Source organism: Arthrobacter sp. B0316-5-4 (genome assembly GCF_059090325.1).
The window spans coordinates 412,987-428,586 of record NZ_JBNHFN010000004.1; the positions used below are offsets into that span (position 1 = coordinate 412,987).

The window sequence follows — 15,600 nt, forward strand, 5'->3', positions numbered from 1 at the left end:
CTACTAGCGTAGTCCAGAGTGGCTCAGGTTACGGAACGACTTCCAACCTTTCACGTCATGAAGCTTGGGCCTGGCCGTTCTGAAACGATCGAACGGTTGCGCGGAGGGCTCGTTCGGCGTCGAGTCCTTGCTCCCGGGCCGCGGCGACGACGGCGAGCAGCAGCTCACCAAGCGCCTCTTCCGAGGCCGGGACAGCAGGAAGTCCGACGGCGGCCAGCGCGCCTTCCGCGTCGACCTCCAGCCCGGCGCGGGCTGCCCTGTCCAAGGACTTCTGCGCCGCTGCCAGCGCCGGAAGGTGCGGCGGAATGCCCTCGAAGGGGTCCTTCCGCTCAGGCTTCTCGGCGCGTTTTGCGGCGTCCCATTTCACGATGATTTCCTCGACACTGGCCGGGAAACTCTCCTGCAGGGAACCGTCCGCTTTGAAAACGTGGCCGTTCCGCCGGACCATCTTGGCGTTGATGGACCGGGCTACGTCGTCGAAAGTGAAACTGCCGCGCTCCTCGGCGAGCCGGGCGTGAAGTACTACCTGAAGCAGTACATCGCCCAGCTCGCCGCGAAGTTCGTCGTCCCTCGCGGGTGAGTCGCCCGCTTCGATCGAGTCCACCACTTCGTAGGCTTCCTCGATCAAATACTCCACCAGCGACTCGTGGGTCAGCGCCCCCATCCAGGGACAGTGCTCACGCAGGGCAGCGATGGTCCCCAGCAGCTCCCCCACATCGCCGGCCCGGCCCGGGAGTGCGGAGTTGTCAGCCGAGGTTGGCGTAGGCATCGTTGATGTACTCGACCAGGGCTTCACGCTCGTCCAGCGGCAGGAAAGCTGCCTCCGCGGCGTTGAGGGTCAGTTCGAGCAAATCGTCGAGGTCGTAGTCGAAGGTTTCCACCAGGAGTTCGAACTCGTCCGTCAAGGTGACTCCGCTCATGAGGCGGTTGTCCGTGTTGATGGTCACGTTGAAACCGAGCTGGAACAGCATGTCCACGGGGTGGCTTTCGATGCCCTCTCCGAAGCTGGAGATCGCACCCGTCTGCAGGTTCGATGAGGGGCAGATCTCCAAGGCGATGCCACGGTCGCGGACCCAGGCGGCCACGCTGCCGATGGTCACCATCCCAATGGTGTCTTCGCCGTCGTCGTCGGAGTTGTCCTCAAACTCAACCGAGATGTCCTCGGCGATCCGCACGCCGTGGCCGAGGCGTAGGGCCCGGCCGTCAACCAGTGCCGATTGGATGCTGTCCAGGCCTGCAGCCTCACCGGCATGGACGGTCGCAGGGAAATTGTTCTCGGCGAGGTAGGTGAAGGCGTCCTTGAACCGGGACGGCAGGAAGCCGTCTTCGGCGCCGGCAATGTCGAAGCCCACGGCGCCGTTGGCCCGGTGACGGACGGCGAGTTCGGCGATCTCCTGGCCGCGGTCGGCGTGGCGCATGGCGGTGATCAGCTGACCCACCTGGATCTGCTGCCCGCGCTCTTCGGCCGCGTCCACGCCGGCTTCGAGGCCAGTCTGGACGGCCTCTACCACTTCGTCCAGGGTGAGGCCCTTCTGGAGGTGCTGTTCGGGAGCCCAGCGGACTTCGCCGTACACCACGCCGTCCTCGGCGAGGTCCTCCACGAATTCCTTGGCGACCCGGAACAGGCCTTCCTTGGTCTGCATGACGGCGATGGTGTGGTCGAACGTTTCAAGGTAACGGACCAGGGAGCCTGAATCGGCGGACTCGCGGAACCATTCGCCCAGGGCCACGGGGTCGGTGGAGGGCAGGGTGTGGCCGACGGCTTCCGCCAGTTCAATGATGGTGCCTGGGCGGAGACCTCCGTCCAAATGATCGTGGAGGGAAACCTTGGGAAGGCTCTTCAGGTCGAAGTCGAGGGCAGGGGCGGCGTCAAGTATGGGCTCAGTCACGTACTAAGACTAGTCCCCACCGGCGGGTGCGGGCCCCTTAGCCGGCCGGCTTGGAGAGGTCGACGCCGGCAACTGCGTTTTGCTGCGGGTCCGGCTTGGTTGCCTGCGCAGATGCCGCAGCCTCGCGGGCGTGGTCTTTCCTCTCCAGGTACTTGTGCCACCAGCGCAATGCGTGGTCCACCACGATGCCGAGGACCACCGCGAATGCCACAGCGATGCCGACGCCGAGCAGCGGATTGTTGTGTACCCACTGGCCGGCGAGGAGGCCGATGCCGATGGAGTATCCCACCCAGGTGACGCACGCGAAGGCGTCCAGGAGGAAGAAGGTCCGGTGACGGAAGCCGGTCTGGCCTGCCACGTAGTTCACCGCGACGCGTCCCCAGGGAATGTAGCGGGCCGTGAAGATGAGGACCGCTCCGCGCTTATCCAGCTCGTATTGGGCCCAGGCGAACATCTTCTGGACTTTGGGTCGTCGCATCCACTTCCAGCGGGTAAGGCCGATTTTGCGGCCCAGCATGTATGCCATGTTGTCGCCGGCCATGGCACCGACCAGTGCTGTGGCCCCAAGGATCCACAGGTTGGGCTCTCCGCTGTGAAGGGACAGCGCCGAGAGGCCAACGATGGCCGTTTCACTGGGCAGGATGGTGGCAAATCCGTCAATAAAGAAGAAGACCAGGAGTACCGGGTAAATCCAGGGCTGCCCTGCTGCATGCTCGAGCATTTGGTTCAAAGACTCCACGCGGTGGTAGCTCCTAGATGAATATGACTTGACACTGTGACCAAAGTCGCTCTTAGTGTCCCACGGCCGGGACGTCGTTCGCTACGTCCCAGCCTTGGGATCACGCGTTTAACGCTACCGGTGGGGTCCCCGTTCCGTCGTCAGCCGCGGGACTGATCTTGCGGAGCCATCAACGTCATACCGTGGGTGGAGGTGGGGCGCCTTCCCCAGGGATGTTTTTCCGGTCCAGTGGCACGGATCCGCGGACCCTGCTGATGATGCGATCAATGATGACGCCCAGGATCACGGCCACAACGATCGCTATGACTGCGCCCAGCAAATGGTTGTGCTCGAACCAGACTCCGAAGAAATATCCAAGCACCACCGAGTACGAGGCCCACAGCATTGCCGACATGGCGGTAAGCCCCACGAAGCGCCGGTGGTTGAAGTGCGTGGCGCCCGCTGTCAGGTTGACCGCCACCCTCCCGATCGGGATGAACCGCGCCACCATGATCAGGGAGGCCGCCCGGCGTCGGAGTTCCTTGCCCGCCCAGCGGAAGGCGCCCTGCATCCGCTGCGTGCGCATCCATCGCCAGCGCTGGATGCCAATCCGTTGGCCAATGATGTAGGCGATGTTATCCCCCGCGAAAGCGCCCAGGGCCGCCATCAGACCCAGCAGCCAGACATTGGGTAGACCGCTGCTGCCGGATACGGCGCTGAGGCCCACCACTACCGATTCGCTGGGGATCGGTGGAAAGAAGCCATCGATCACGCAGCACGCCAACACAAGGAACAACACCCAGGGCTGCCCTGCCGCGGCGAGGATGAAATCGTTGATGCCCTGCACGGTTTCCTTACGGTAGCCGGCTCCACCTGGGGCGCCGGAAGGCTGGTGATCCGGGCTGTCCCTGACGAACAGCCCGGAACACTTAAGCCTAGGCGATGCGGTCGATGATGAGCTGATGCGCCGGGCGTGATCCCTCCGGCGCAATCACCACTGCGTCCTGGAGTGCTTCCTTGGCGCGGTCGAACTTTTCCGGTGTGTCCGTGAGCAACGTCATCAGGGGTTCACCGGCACGCACCAGCGCACCCGGCTTGGCATGCAAGCGGACGCCTGCCCCGGCCTGGACCTGGTCCTCCTTGCGGGCCCGTCCGGCACCAAGGCGCCAGGCGGCGACACCCACCGAGAGCGCGTCCAGCTCCACCAGGACGCCGTCGGCGGGTGCGTAGACAACCTCCGACTCCCTGGCCACGGGCAGGGCTGCCCGCGGGTCGCCACCTTGGGCTTCGATCATCCTGTTCCACACGTCCATGGCCCGGCCGTCCTTGAGGGCCGCGGCCGGATCGGCGTCGTGGATACCGGCACCGGCGAGCATCTCTTCGGCCAGCCGGACAGTCAGTTCGACGACGTCTTCCGGACCACCGCCGGAAAGGACCTCCACCGACTCCTCAACCTCGATCGCGTTCCCCGCGGTGAGGCCCAGCGGTGTGGACATGTCCGTGATCAGCGCAACGGTGTGGACGCCGGCATCCTTCCCCAGGGCCACCATGGTCTCGGCCAGCTCACGTGCCCGCGCCTCATCCTTCATGAAGGCTCCCGAGCCCACCTTGACGTCCAGCACCAGCGAACCAGTGCCCTCGGCGATCTTCTTGCTCATGATCGAGGAAGCAATCAGCGGGATGGCTTCCACGGTGCCCGTGACATCGCGCAGCGCGTACAGCTTCTTGTCCGCCGGCGCGAGCCCGGAACCTGCCGCGCAAATGACCGCACCCACGTCCTGGAGCTGCGCCATGATCTCGTCATTGCTCAAGTTGGCCCGCCACCCGGGAATGGCCTCAAGTTTGTCCAAGGTGCCGCCCGTGTGACCAAGGCCGCGGCCCGAAAGCTGCGGAACCGCGACGCCGAAGACCGCCACAAGCGGCGCCAGCGGCAGGGTGATCTTGTCCCCCACCCCACCGGTGGAGTGCTTGTCGCTGGTAGCCTTCCGGCCGCCGTCGGGCGTTGTCAACGACGAAAAGTCCATCCGCTCGCCGGAGGCGATCATGGCGGAAGTCCACCGTGAAATCTCGGCCCGGTCCATGCCGTTGAGCAGGATGGCCATGTTCAGCGCCGCCATCTGCTCTTCGGCAATGACGCCGCGCGTGTAGGCGTCGATGGTCCAGTCGATCTGCTCGGGAGTGAGCGTGCCCTTGTCCCGTTTGATGGAAATGATCTGGACGGCGTCGAACGCTTCAGTGCTTGTCACGGGGTTTCCTCCAGGTTTTCGGGACCGAAGGCGTCAGGAAGCACCTGGTCCATGGATTTGATGCCCTGCGTTGTCATGAGCTGCATGCCCGGTGCCCGGAACTCGTACAGCAGCTGGCGGCAGCGCCCGCACGGCATGAGGACGTTGCCCTGGCCATCTACGCAATAGAACGCAGCGATCCGGCCGCCACCGGTCATGTGGAGTTGGCCCACCAGGGCGCATTCGGCACAGAGGGTCAGGCCATAGCTGGCATTCTCCACGTTGCAGCCGCTGACAATCCGGCCGTCCTCGGTAAGGGCCGCAGCCCCTACCGGGAACTTCGAATAGGGCGCGTAGGCCCGTTCCATGGCCTGTTTTGCCGCGTCTTCAAGGGCTGGCCAGTCGACGTCGTTTGCCGGCATGGTCAACCCTTCACGTACGGTATGCCGCTGGCGGCCGGTGGCCGCGACTTACCCACCAAACCGGCGACGGCGAAGATGGTCACCAGATACGGCAGCATGGCCATGAACTGGCTCGGAACCGGCGTACCGATGATCCCCAGGATGGACTGCAGGTTGTAGGCGAAGCCGAACAGCAGCGAAGCCAGGAAGGCACCGATCGGATTCCAACGGCCGAAGATCAGCGCGGCCAAGGCGATGAAGCCACGGCCACCGGAGATGTCCTTGGTGAAGGAGTCGATGGTGACCAGGGTGAACACCGCACCGCCGATACCGGCGATGGCACCGCCCAGGGTGACGTTCCAGAAACGGGTGGCGTTGACGTTGATGCCCAACGTGTCAGCCGCCTGCGGGTGTTCGCCGACGGCGCGGACGCGGAGTCCCCACCGGGTCTTGAACAGGCCGAACCAGACCACGGCGACCGCAACGTACATCAGGTAGCCGGCGATGGACTGCTCAAACAGGATCGGTCCGATGATGGGGATGTCCGAGAGGAGCGGAATCGGCAGGATGTCCAGGCGGCCCGGGGTGTTGAACTGTTCCTTGTTCGGCACCATCAGCGTCCCGTAGAGGAAGCCGGTGAGGCCGGAGACCAGCACGTTCAGGACCACGCCAACAATGATCTGGTTGACCAGGTACTTGATGCTGAACACGGCCAGGACCATGGACACTGCAGCGCCTGCGGCAGCGGCAGCGATCAGGCCGATGTAGGGGCTGCCGGTCATGGTGGCCACCAGTGCGGCGGTAAATGCGCCGCCCAGGAGTTGGCCTTCGATCGCGATGTTGACCACGCCAACCCGCTCACACAGGACGCCCGACAACGAACCGAAAACCAGGGGCACGGCCAGCGTTACCGAACCGGCAACAAGGCCAGCCAAAGAGATGGACGGCTGGCGTGCACCGGCCACAATCCACACCAGCAAGGCAAACACGAACACCACGGCAAACGCGATGGGCAGCCACTTCGGTGAGCGCTCACCCCGCGTCCACAGGTAGATCGAATACGCCGCCATGGCCAGCAGGAGGATGCCCAGGACAACCCCACCCACCTGGCCCGGGATCATCAAGGCCGGCACGGCAACAGCATCCCCGGAATCGCTGATCTTCATCTCGGCGGTCTGGTCCGGGCCCAGGAAACCGAAGAAGACCAGCGCTATCAGCGCCAGGACTCCAAGTGAAATGGGGACCTTCATGGAAGGCCGGAACGCAGGCAGGGCCGTTGCTCCCGACCTGGGAGCGGTGGTTGTAGCGCTCACTTGGCACCTCCGGTGGCGTTGGCAAGGGCAGCCTTGGGGGCCGCTTTAGGTGTCTTGTTCTTCTTCTTGGGTTCAAGCCTGAAGATGGACCGGATCAGGGGCGGCGCCGCAATGAACAGGACGATCAGCGATTGCACCACCAGCACGATGTCGATAGGCGTACCCGTTTGGATCTGCATTTGCACGGCTCCGGCGCGGAACGCACCGAACAGCAGGCCAGCGAAGAACGTTCCCCACGGCGTGCTGCGGCCCAACAGGGCGACAGTGATGGAGTCGAAGCCGATCTGGGCTGCGACGCCACCGGTCAATACCTTTTCGGTACCGGCCACCTGGGCGACACCGCCGAAGGCAGCCAGCGCACCGGCCATGGCCATCACCAGGATGGTGGCGCGGGATACCTTGACGCCGGCGGTCCGTGCTGCGATCGGATTCGCGCCCACGGCACGGAATTCGAAGCCGATGGTGGACCGGTTGAGCAGCCACCACACGCCGAAGGTCAGTGCCACTGCCACGAGGAAGCCAAGGTGGAGCCTGGAACCCGGGATGAGCACGGGGTATGCGGCCGTCTCGTCAAGGCGCGGCGAGATGGGGCTGTTATCCCCCGGACGACGGAATGCCGCGGTGTTCAGGAGGAAGTCCAGCAGGAACAACGCCACATAGTTCAGCATGATGGTCACGATCACCTCGTGGGCGCCGGTCCGGGCCTTGAGGATGCCAACGATCGCGCCCCACACTCCACCACCCAGGACACCCATGATGATGACCACCAGCAGGTGCAGGCCGAACGGCAGGTGCCACGCGAAGCCGACGTAGGCCGCCAGCGTTGCGCTGATAATGATCTGTCCCTGGGCACCGATGTTGAACAGGCCCGCACGGAACGCCAGCGCGACGCCGAGGCCCGCACAGATCAGCGGGGTGGCAACGGTCATGGTTTCCAGGATGGGCCTGAAGCCTTCACGAGGGCTAAAAACGGAGCCTTGGAAGAGGGCGCCGTAACTCTCGGTCATTGCCGCCCACAAGGCACTCAGGAAGTCCGTGGGCCGTGCGAAGAGGTAGCCTGCGGTCTTGGCGACCTGGCTGTCCGTGCTGGCAATCAGCAAGCCGCCAAGGAAGAGCGCGACGATGACCGCCAGGACGGACACGAAGCCGTTTCCCATAACGATGCGGCGCATCACGCTGCCCTGCTGGTGGCCCGAGTCTCCGCTTTGGGAGGACACCGGGACAATGGACGGTTCCAGCATTCCGCCGGCAGTATCGAGGGCGACGTCCGCCGCGCGTACCTCCGCCGTGGACTCAGCGGGGGTCTGATCGCTCTTAGCCTGATCCTTCTCAGTCATCGGAGCCTCCTTCCGGGCCGACGCCGGCCATCATCAAGCCGAGGGTGTCCCGGGGAGTTCCCGCAGGCACAATGCCCACGAGCTTGCCCTTGTACAGCACCGCGATCCGGTCTGCGAGCTCAATGACTTCATCGAGCTCAGTGGAAACGATCATCACCGGTGTTCCCACATCGCGCTCTGCAACGATGCGCTTATGCAGGAACTCGATGGAGCCCACGTCCACGCCGCGCGTGGGCTGGCTTGCGATGAACAGCCGCAACGGGCGGGACAGTTCCCGCGCCATGACAACTTTCTGCTGGTTGCCGCCGGACAGTGTTCCTGCAGCAGAACCGGCCGAGGGGGTCCGGATATCGAACTCCTCGATCTTGGCCTTGGCATGCTCGGCCACTTTGGCGGGCTTCATGCTGATGCCGCTCGCGAACGGGGCCTGGTCGTAAAGGTCCAGCACCAGGTTCTCGGCGACCGAGAAGGGACCAACAAGTCCGTCCACTGTGCGATCTTCCGGGACGAACCCGACGCCGGAACGCAGCACATCCTTGACGGGCAGGCCAAGCAACTGCTTTCCATCCAGGGTGACGGATCCGGTGACGTGCTCCTGCACGCCAAGGATGGCTTCCGTCAGTTCCGTTTGGCCGTTGCCCTGGACACCGGCGACGGCGAGGATCTCACCCTGGGCGATGTCGAAGCTGATGCCATCCACCACGTTGGTGCCGTTGGCTGCGCGCACGGTCAGGTTCTCCACGACAAACGTGGTTTCCTTCGGCTGGGCTGGGGCTTTGTCCAGGCTCAGGCTGACGGGGCGGCCCACCATCATGGAGGCCAGCTCGGTGGCGGACGCTGTGGGAGGCGCGTCGCCCACCACTTTGCCGCGCCGGATGACGGTGATGACATCCGAAACAGCCTTCACTTCGCGGAGCTTGTGCGAAATGAAAACAATGGACGTGCCGCTCGCCTTGAGCTGCCGCATGATGTCCAGGAGTTCATCGGTTTCCTGGGGTGTCAGCACGGCCGTGGGCTCGTCGAGGATGAGCACCTTGGCTTCGCGCACCAGTGCCTTGATGATTTCGACGCGCTGCTGGACGCCCACGGGGAGGTCCTCCACCAGGGCGTCGGGGTCAACATCGAAACCGTACCTGTCAGAGATCTCCCGGATCTTCTTGCGGGTTTCGTCCATGCTCAGGACGCCGCCGAACATGGTTGGTTCAGCGCCGAGGGCCACGTTTTCCGCAACCGTGAAGACGGGAACCAGCATGAAGTGCTGGTGCACCATGCCAATGCCTGCTGCCATGGCATCGCCGGGGCCGCGGAAGCTGACGGGCTTATCATCCACCAGGATGTGGCCAGCGGTGGGCTCATAGAGCCCGTAGAGCACGTTCATGAGGGTCGATTTGCCAGCCCCGTTTTCGCCCAGGAGGCAATGGATCTGACCGGATTCGACCACGAGGTCAATATCTTGGTTGGCGTAGAAGGTCCCGAAGGCTTTCGAGATCCCCTTCAATTCGAGTTTCACAACTCCACCGTTCTGTGAGTCCGAGGGACTTTACTGCCCGCAAGCCGTTGGCTTGGGTTCAGCCTAGTCAGGGCAAAAACGCGCCGCCAGTACCGGGGCACGGTACTGGCGGCGCGTTCAGGAATTGTTTACTTCTTGGGGCTCGCTGCCGATTGGACAACCAGCTTGCCGGAGACGATGTCCGCCTTCAGGGCATCGAGTTCGGTCTTGGTGTCAGCAGAAACAGCGGAGTCGAGGTCGTGGAACGGGGCGATAGCAACGCCGTCGTTCTCCAGCGTGCCGACGTAAGCGGTGTTGCTGAACTTGCCGTCCTTGTCGTCCTTCACCACGGTCTCAACGGCCTCGCCCATCTGCTTGACCACGGAGGTCAGCATGAGGTCCTTGTACTCGGGAGCCGTGAGGTAGCCATCGGAGTCAACCCAGATGAGCTTGACGTCCTTACCGGCAGCCTTGGCTTCCTTCAGCGCAGCACCGGCGCCCTTGCCTACTGGGCCGGCTACGGGCATCACGATGTCCGCACCCTGGTCCAGCAGGTTGATGGTGACCTGCTTGCCGGTGTCCTGCTTTTCGAAGTCGCCCGTGAAAGAGCCGTCCTGGGTGTTCTTGTCCCAGCCGACAACCTGGACGGACTTGCCCTTGGCCTTGTTGTAGGCCTGGACGCCGTCGTAGAAGCCGTCCATGAAGATGGTGACCGTGGGGATCTTGATGCCGCCGAAGGTACCGACCTTGCCGGTCTTGGTGGTGGCCGCAGCCGCGTAGCCAGCCAGGTAGGCGGCCTGAGCGGTGTCGTAGACAACCGGCTTCACGTTGGCGATGGGCTTGTCGTACGTGTAGTCGATGATCGCGAAGTGCTTGTCCGTGTTCTTCTCTGCAGCGGCCTTGGTGGCATCGCCCAGGAGGAAGCCGACGGTTACCGTGAGGTTGCAGCCAGCGGAGATCATGCCGTTGAGGTTGGTCTCGAAGTCGCTGTTGGCCTTGGATTCGGCGGACTTCATGGTGATGCCGAGGTCCTTCTCAGACTTCTTGAGGCCTTCGAACGAGGACTGGTTGAAGGACTGGTCATCGAATCCACCGGAGTCGGACACGATGCATCCAACATAGTCGCTCTTGGTGGCGGCGCCGGATCCGGCGTCGGGAGCCTGGCCACAGCCGGTCAGCAGGAGCGCTGCTGCGCCGACGGTTGCGACACCGGCCATTGAACCGCGCTTCAGGGTGGCACGCAGTGGTTTCTTCAATTTTCCTCCAGGAAGAAAGTGATTGGCGCTACGACGGATGGTCAATGAGTGTCCGTTTCCTATACCTGAGGCAGAAATTCTGTTTTCACTGATGCTCGCAGCTGCGCCTAAGCGCATTGATGGAACCAACACTAGTGTCCTAAAACACACCCGGATAGCACATCGCGGTCCCGGAGGGCAGATTGTTGACCTTTTGTTACCAAGCAGTAGCCGGGTGCGCAAGTCACACCCGGCTACTTGGACCTTAGAGGCGGACGAGCATCTTTCCGGTGTTCGCTCCGTCGAGCAAGTCGATGAAGGCCTGGGGTGCGTTTTCCAGGCCATCGACGATCGTCTCGTCGTAGCTGACACTGCCGTCGGCAAGCCAGCCAGCCATCTTCTGCGCGAACTCGGCAGCGTGCTGGCGCTGTCCGCCCACCAGGAAACCGCGCAACGTCAGTTGCTTGCCGATGGCGACAGCCAGGTTGCGGGGAGCGACCGGTGGCTCGGTGGAGTTGTACTGGGCGATGGCGCCGCACATGGCCACGCGTCCGCCGACAGTCAGCGTCGCCAGGGCAGCCTCAAGGTGCTCGCCACCGACGTTGTCGAAGTAAACGTCGATGCCACGCTCCCCCGCTGCTTCACGCAGCTGGTCCAGGACGGGAGCGTCGTTGTAGTTGAAGGCCGAGTCGAAGCCAAGCTCCAGGAGTCGGGCCACCTTCTCCGGCGAGCCCGCACTGCCGATCACCTTGGAAGCGCCCATGGCCTTGGCGATCTGGCCCACCATGGAGCCAACGGCCCCGGCCGCGCCGGAGACGAACACGACGTCGCCTTCCTTGAACTCGGCCACCTTCAGCAGGCCCGCGTAGGCGGTCAATCCCGTCATGCCCAACGCACCAAGGAACGCCGAGGTCGGCGCCAGGCCGCCCGGGACAGGCGTGGTTGCCGCAGCATCCACTACCGCGTGTTCGCGCCACCCCAGTTGATGCACGACGACGTCACCCACCTTGTGCGCGTCCGAACGGGACGCGATCACCTCACCTACGGCACCGCCGTCGAGCGCTGCATCGAGGCGGAAGGGCGCCGAGTACGACTTCACGTCGTTCATGCGGCCGCGCATGTAGGGGTCCACGGACATGAACTGGTTCTTCACCAGGAGCTGTCCTTCGCCGAGCTCAGGCAGCTCGGCCTTGGCCAGGCGGAAGTTCTCTTGCGCCGGGCGGCCTACCGGACGGGAGGCGAGCTGGATTTCGCGGGTTTCGGCGGGCAGGGCCGTTGTTGCGGCGCTCATGCTGCGAACTCAACGAGCTTGAGGTCAACTGCCATGTTTCCGCGCGTGGCGTTGGAGTAAGGGCAGATCTGGTGCGCCTTGGTCATGAGCTGTTCTGCGGTCTCACGGTCCAGTGCCGGCAGGGCAATTTCGAGTTCCGCGGCCAGTCCGTAGCCTTCGCTGTCAGTCAACGCACCAAAGTGGATCTTGGCGGCAACGGCCGAATCGCTGAGGTCGACCCGCTCCTTGCGGCCCACCAGGCGGAGGGCGGAGTGGAAGCATGCGGCGTAACCGGCAGCGAAAAGCTGCTCCGGGTTGGTGCCCTCGCCGTTGCCACCGAGTTCCACGGGGCTGGCGAGGGCGACGTCCAGCTTGCCATCGTTGGTACGGGCGTTGCCGTCACGGCCTTCGCCGGAGGCCAGGGCCTCAGCAGTGTAAAGAGTCTTCATGGTGCTTCCGTTTCTCTTCGGTAATGGGTGGCTTGGAAAATTCTTAGAGTGAGCTGTTCAGGGCCGTAGTGAGTTTGGCCAGCGTGGCGTGGAGTTGTTCAATTTCCCCGCTCGACAGTCCGGCGGCATCGGCCAGCCGTTGCGGCACGGCCTTGGATTTGGCGCTGAGGGCATGTCCGGCCTCGGTGAGGACCACGTCAACGCGGCGCTCATCCTCCGCCGAACGCCGGCGCTCCACCAGGCCGAGCCCTTCAAGGCGCTTGAGCAGCGGCGAAAGCGTACCGGAATCGAGCCCCAGTTCGGCGCCGAGTTCGCGGACGCTTCGCGGCTCCTGCTCCCACAGCACCAGCATCACCAGGTACTGCGGGTACGTCAGGCCCAGGTCCTCCAGCACGGGGCGGTAGACCGCCGTCGCTGCTTTGGAAGCCGAATACAGCGCAAAGCAGACCTGGTGGCGGAGGCGGGGTGCATCACTCATGAATAAAACGATAGTGCACAATTCAATTGTGCACAACTCAATCGATCAGTGGCTAGCCAACGGGGTCGCAGTTGAGCGCACCGTGAAGGTTCAGAGCGCGCTCAACTGCTTGGTGGGGATTAGGACTCGAGGTCGCGTATGGTCCGCAGGGCAGCGCCGGTAAGGACCCGTACCGCGTATCCAAGCGCACGCTCATCGACAATGAAATCGCCGCGGTGAAGGTCATACTCCTCGCCGCCAGGCGTGTGCGTACCAAGCCGCATCATGGCACCGGGAAGGTCGGCCAGGAACCACGCAAAGTCCTCGCCGCCCATGGACTGCGGAGTCAGGACCACAGCGTGCTCCCCCAGTTCGGCACGGGCCGACGCTTCGATGAGCGCGGTCTCGTGCTCTGAGTTCACTACCGGTGGAACGCCACGGGTGTGCTCCATGTGGACGTCCACGCCGTAGGGCGCGGCAACCTGCTTCACGACGTCGTCCAGCAACTCGCCTGCACTGTGCCAGGCATCGCGGTCGAGGCAACGCATGGTGCCGGCCATGTAGCCGGACCCGGGGATGGCATTCGGCGCCGATCCGGCAGAGATCTGGCCCCACACCACGGACACGCCACTTCGGACGTCCACCCGGCGGGAAAGGACGGCCGGGACGTTGATGGCGATCTGCGACAAAGCGAAAACCAGGTCTTCGGTCAGGTGCGGCCGGGAGGTGTGTCCGCCACGCCCGGACAGTTCAATCTTGATGGTGTCCGACGCCGACGTGATCGCACCAATGCGGGTACCGATCTGGCCTACGTTGATCCGCGGATCACAGTGCAGCGCGAGAATACGGGGAACGCCTTCCAGCACCCCCTGCTCGATGCAGGACAAGGCGCCACCGGGCATGGTTTCCTCGGCAGGCTGGAAAATGATGCGGACGGTGCCGCCAAGAGGATTGTTCTTGTGCATCCGGTGCAGCACCAGGGCAATGCCGAGCATGGTGGTGGTGTGGATGTCGTGCCCGCAAGCATGGGTTACACCGTGGTTCTTCGAAGCGAACGGAAGACCGGTCTCCTCGATGATGGGCAGGGCGTCGATGTCGCCGCGGAGGGCTGTGGCAATGGGACCTTCGCCGACATCCACCGTGAGCCCGGTGCCCTCGAGCCGGCGCGGCTTCAGGCCCGCTGCTTCGAGGCGCTCTACGAGCTTGTCCGTCGTCCTGAATTCCTTGAAGGACAGCTCGGGGTGCGCATGGAGGTCGCGCCGGAATTCAATGAGTCCGGGCAGGAATTCGTCAACCCAGGGACCGACAACAGGGGTGGGCTCGGTTTCAGTCGTGTAATTGCGCACGTCACAACTGTAGCCATCCACGGCCCCCGAAGAACGAAAGCCACCTCTTGGTTACGCCGCGTTCAGGCGCAGGATAACCAAAGAGGTGGCTCACGGTATAAGCAGCTGCGTTACAGCACGTCCGTATCGCCGCTGGCCTTGAGGGCGTCGACGGTGCCCTTGACCAGTTGCGCGTGTTCCTTCGTGGTCACCAGCAGGGCGTCCGGGGTGTCCACAATGACCACGTCCTTGATGCCGATGAGGGCAATAACGCGCTTGGTATCGGAAACCACCACGCCACTGGCATTCTCCGCGAAGACGCGTGCGCCCTCGCCCAAGACGGTGACTTCGTCGACGTCGCCGGCGTTGTTCAGTCGACCGATCGCGGCGAAGTCGCCGACGTCGTCCCAACGGAAAGTGCCAGGCACGACGGCGACGTCCCCGGCTTCCGCTGCGGGCTCAGCCACGGCGTAGTCGATCGCGATCTTGGGCAGGGTCGGCCAGACACGCGCCTTGACCTCGTCGCGCTGCGGCGTGTCCCAGGCTTCGGCGATCTCCTGCAGGCCTGCGAAGAGCACCGGCTGGTTCGCTTCGAGGTGCTTTAGCATCAGGGCAACGGGCGCCACGAACATGCCCGCGTTCCAGACGTAGTCCCCGGCTTCGACGTACTTGTTGGCCACTTCCTGGCTGGGCTTCTCAACAAACTCGGCCACGGCCATGGCGTTGGGAGCACCCTCGACGTTCAGGGCCGCGCCGGAGCGGATGTAGCCAAAGCCCGTGGACGGGTGCGTGGGCTTGATGCCAATAGTGACGATCTTGCCCTTGGCGGCCGTATAGATAGCCTCACGCACGGCCTCCTGGAAGAGGTCGTCGGGGCTGATGACCTGGTCCGCGGCGAAGGAACCCATGATGGTCTCCGGATCGCGGCGGTGCAGGATCGCGGCGGCCAGTCCGATGGCAGCGCCGGAGTCTTTGGGCTCGCTTTCGAGGACGAGCTCGTCATCCCCCACCTCGGGCAGTTGGCGGCACACGGCGGCACGGTGTGCCTCACCGGTCACCACCAGCACCCGATCCCCGGCCAGCGGTTGGAGCCTGTCATAGGTGGCCCTCAACAACGTGCTGCCGGAACCGGTCAGGTCGTGGAGGAACTTGGGCGCAGCGGCACGCGAGAGTGGCCACAGCCGGGTCCCCACACCGCCCGCCGGAATGACCGCGTGAAAGCGGTCCAATGGCGATTCCGGGTATTTCGCGTCTTCTGTACTCACCGCAACACTTTATCCTGTGCAAGCAGGAAGCCCCGCAGAACGCCACGCATGTGGCGTTCGTCTCAGGCAGCACCCAAAATCGCCTGAATCCGGGCAGGAAACATGGAATTAACAAGCAGAGAAGCGCGTCCTAAATTGAATATGCTGTGAGCGAAGCCTAGATTTAGGCGTGAGCTACGAGTGCTCTCGCAGCAGGCGTTCCCCCCGCATGGATCCCATGCCAGCGC

Annotated in this window: 15 protein-coding genes; all 15 read right to left on the minus strand. The window is 63.7% G+C overall.

The genetic code is table 11. The features are described from left to right. Positions 1–55: 55 nt before the first annotated feature. The 15 genes from AC5RU9_RS13840 to AC5RU9_RS13910 all read right to left on the minus strand — a co-directional run bounded on the left by AC5RU9_RS13840 (position 56) and on the right by AC5RU9_RS13910 (position 15,373). Positions 56–769 carry a MazG nucleotide pyrophosphohydrolase domain-containing protein gene (locus AC5RU9_RS13840; protein ID WP_494016886.1) on the minus strand — a complete coding sequence of 238 codons (714 nt, stop codon included), beginning with the start codon at positions 767–769 and terminating at the stop codon, positions 56–58. Then, positions 747–1,889, minus strand: coding sequence for an adenosine deaminase (locus tag AC5RU9_RS13845; protein ID WP_211713096.1), 1,143 nt, complete (start codon positions 1,887–1,889; stop codon positions 747–749). The genes AC5RU9_RS13840 and AC5RU9_RS13845 overlap by 23 nt, the downstream gene beginning before the upstream one ends. Before the next feature lie 37 nt (positions 1,890–1,926). After that, positions 1,927–2,610, minus strand: coding sequence for a DedA family protein (locus AC5RU9_RS13850; RefSeq protein ID WP_211713260.1), 684 nt, complete (start codon positions 2,608–2,610; stop codon positions 1,927–1,929). Between the two features lie 193 nt (positions 2,611–2,803). Further along, positions 2,804–3,454 carry a DedA family protein gene (locus tag AC5RU9_RS13855; protein WP_494016887.1) on the minus strand — a complete coding sequence of 217 codons (651 nt, stop codon included), beginning with the start codon at positions 3,452–3,454 and terminating at the stop codon, positions 2,804–2,806. An 88-nt stretch (positions 3,455–3,542) separates the two neighbouring features. Beyond that, on the minus strand, positions 3,543–4,853 hold the full coding sequence (locus AC5RU9_RS13860) for a thymidine phosphorylase (protein ID WP_494016888.1): 1,311 nt from the start codon (positions 4,851–4,853) through the stop codon (positions 3,543–3,545). Then, entirely contained in the window at positions 4,850–5,254 is a 405-nt protein-coding gene (locus tag AC5RU9_RS13865; protein WP_494016889.1) for a cytidine deaminase, read from the minus strand. Before AC5RU9_RS13865 ends, AC5RU9_RS13860 begins: the two co-directional genes overlap by 4 nt. A 2-nt stretch (positions 5,255–5,256) precedes the next feature. Then, positions 5,257–6,546, minus strand: coding sequence for an ABC transporter permease (locus AC5RU9_RS13870; protein ID WP_211713092.1), 1,290 nt, complete (start codon positions 6,544–6,546; stop codon positions 5,257–5,259). Further along, on the minus strand, positions 6,543–7,883 hold the full coding sequence (locus AC5RU9_RS13875) for an ABC transporter permease (protein ID WP_494016890.1): 1,341 nt from the start codon (positions 7,881–7,883) through the stop codon (positions 6,543–6,545). The genes AC5RU9_RS13870 and AC5RU9_RS13875 overlap by 4 nt, the downstream gene beginning before the upstream one ends. Then, positions 7,876–9,393 carry an ABC transporter ATP-binding protein gene (locus AC5RU9_RS13880; protein WP_494016891.1) on the minus strand — a complete coding sequence of 506 codons (1,518 nt, stop codon included), beginning with the start codon at positions 9,391–9,393 and terminating at the stop codon, positions 7,876–7,878. Before AC5RU9_RS13880 ends, AC5RU9_RS13875 begins: the two co-directional genes overlap by 8 nt. A 128-nt stretch (positions 9,394–9,521) precedes the next feature. Beyond that, complete coding sequence (locus tag AC5RU9_RS13885) at positions 9,522–10,628, minus strand: BMP family lipoprotein (RefSeq protein WP_494016892.1); 1,107 nt, start codon at positions 10,626–10,628, stop codon at positions 9,522–9,524. Positions 10,629–10,872: 244 nt separating this feature from the next. Then, positions 10,873–11,898 (minus strand): NADP-dependent oxidoreductase, encoded by a 1,026-nt coding sequence (locus AC5RU9_RS13890; protein ID WP_211713088.1) that lies wholly within the window; start codon positions 11,896–11,898, stop codon positions 10,873–10,875. Further along, positions 11,895–12,326: an organic hydroperoxide resistance protein gene (locus tag AC5RU9_RS13895; RefSeq protein WP_211713087.1), complete on the minus strand. Its 432-nt coding sequence runs from the start codon at positions 12,324–12,326 to the stop codon at positions 11,895–11,897. The genes AC5RU9_RS13890 and AC5RU9_RS13895 overlap by 4 nt, the downstream gene beginning before the upstream one ends. A 43-nt stretch (positions 12,327–12,369) precedes the next feature. Then, positions 12,370–12,804, minus strand: coding sequence for a MarR family winged helix-turn-helix transcriptional regulator (locus AC5RU9_RS13900; protein ID WP_309990780.1), 435 nt, complete (start codon positions 12,802–12,804; stop codon positions 12,370–12,372). Between the two features lie 119 nt (positions 12,805–12,923). Further along, positions 12,924–14,129 carry an amidohydrolase gene (locus AC5RU9_RS13905; protein ID WP_211713085.1) on the minus strand — a complete coding sequence of 402 codons (1,206 nt, stop codon included), beginning with the start codon at positions 14,127–14,129 and terminating at the stop codon, positions 12,924–12,926. 110 nt (positions 14,130–14,239) lie between these two features. After that, the gene (locus AC5RU9_RS13910; protein WP_309990775.1) at positions 14,240–15,373 is read right to left on the minus strand and encodes a mannose-1-phosphate guanylyltransferase; all 1,134 of its coding nucleotides are present in this window, start codon (positions 15,371–15,373) and stop codon (positions 14,240–14,242) included. Positions 15,374–15,600 lie beyond the last annotated feature (227 nt).

Excerpts from the sequence above, each read along its gene's own strand:
- AC5RU9_RS13840 (WP_494016886.1), bottom strand. The coding sequence starts at position 769 with ATGCCTACGCCAACCTCGGCTGACAACTCCGCACTCCCGGGCCGGGCC.
- AC5RU9_RS13850 (WP_211713260.1), bottom strand. The coding sequence starts at position 2,610 with ATGCTCGAGCATGCAGCAGGGCAGCCCTGGATTTACCCGGTACTCCTG.
- AC5RU9_RS13865 (WP_494016889.1), bottom strand. The coding sequence starts at position 5,254 with ATGCCGGCAAACGACGTCGACTGGCCAGCCCTTGAAGACGCGGCAAAA.
- AC5RU9_RS13875 (WP_494016890.1), bottom strand. The coding sequence starts at position 7,883 with ATGACTGAGAAGGATCAGGCTAAGAGCGATCAGACCCCCGCTGAGTCC.
- AC5RU9_RS13890 (WP_211713088.1), bottom strand. The coding sequence starts at position 11,898 with ATGAGCGCCGCAACAACGGCCCTGCCCGCCGAAACCCGCGAAATCCAG.
- AC5RU9_RS13895 (WP_211713087.1), bottom strand. The coding sequence starts at position 12,326 with ATGAAGACTCTTTACACTGCTGAGGCCCTGGCCTCCGGCGAAGGCCGT.
- AC5RU9_RS13900 (WP_309990780.1), bottom strand. The coding sequence starts at position 12,804 with ATGAGTGATGCACCCCGCCTCCGCCACCAGGTCTGCTTTGCGCTGTAT.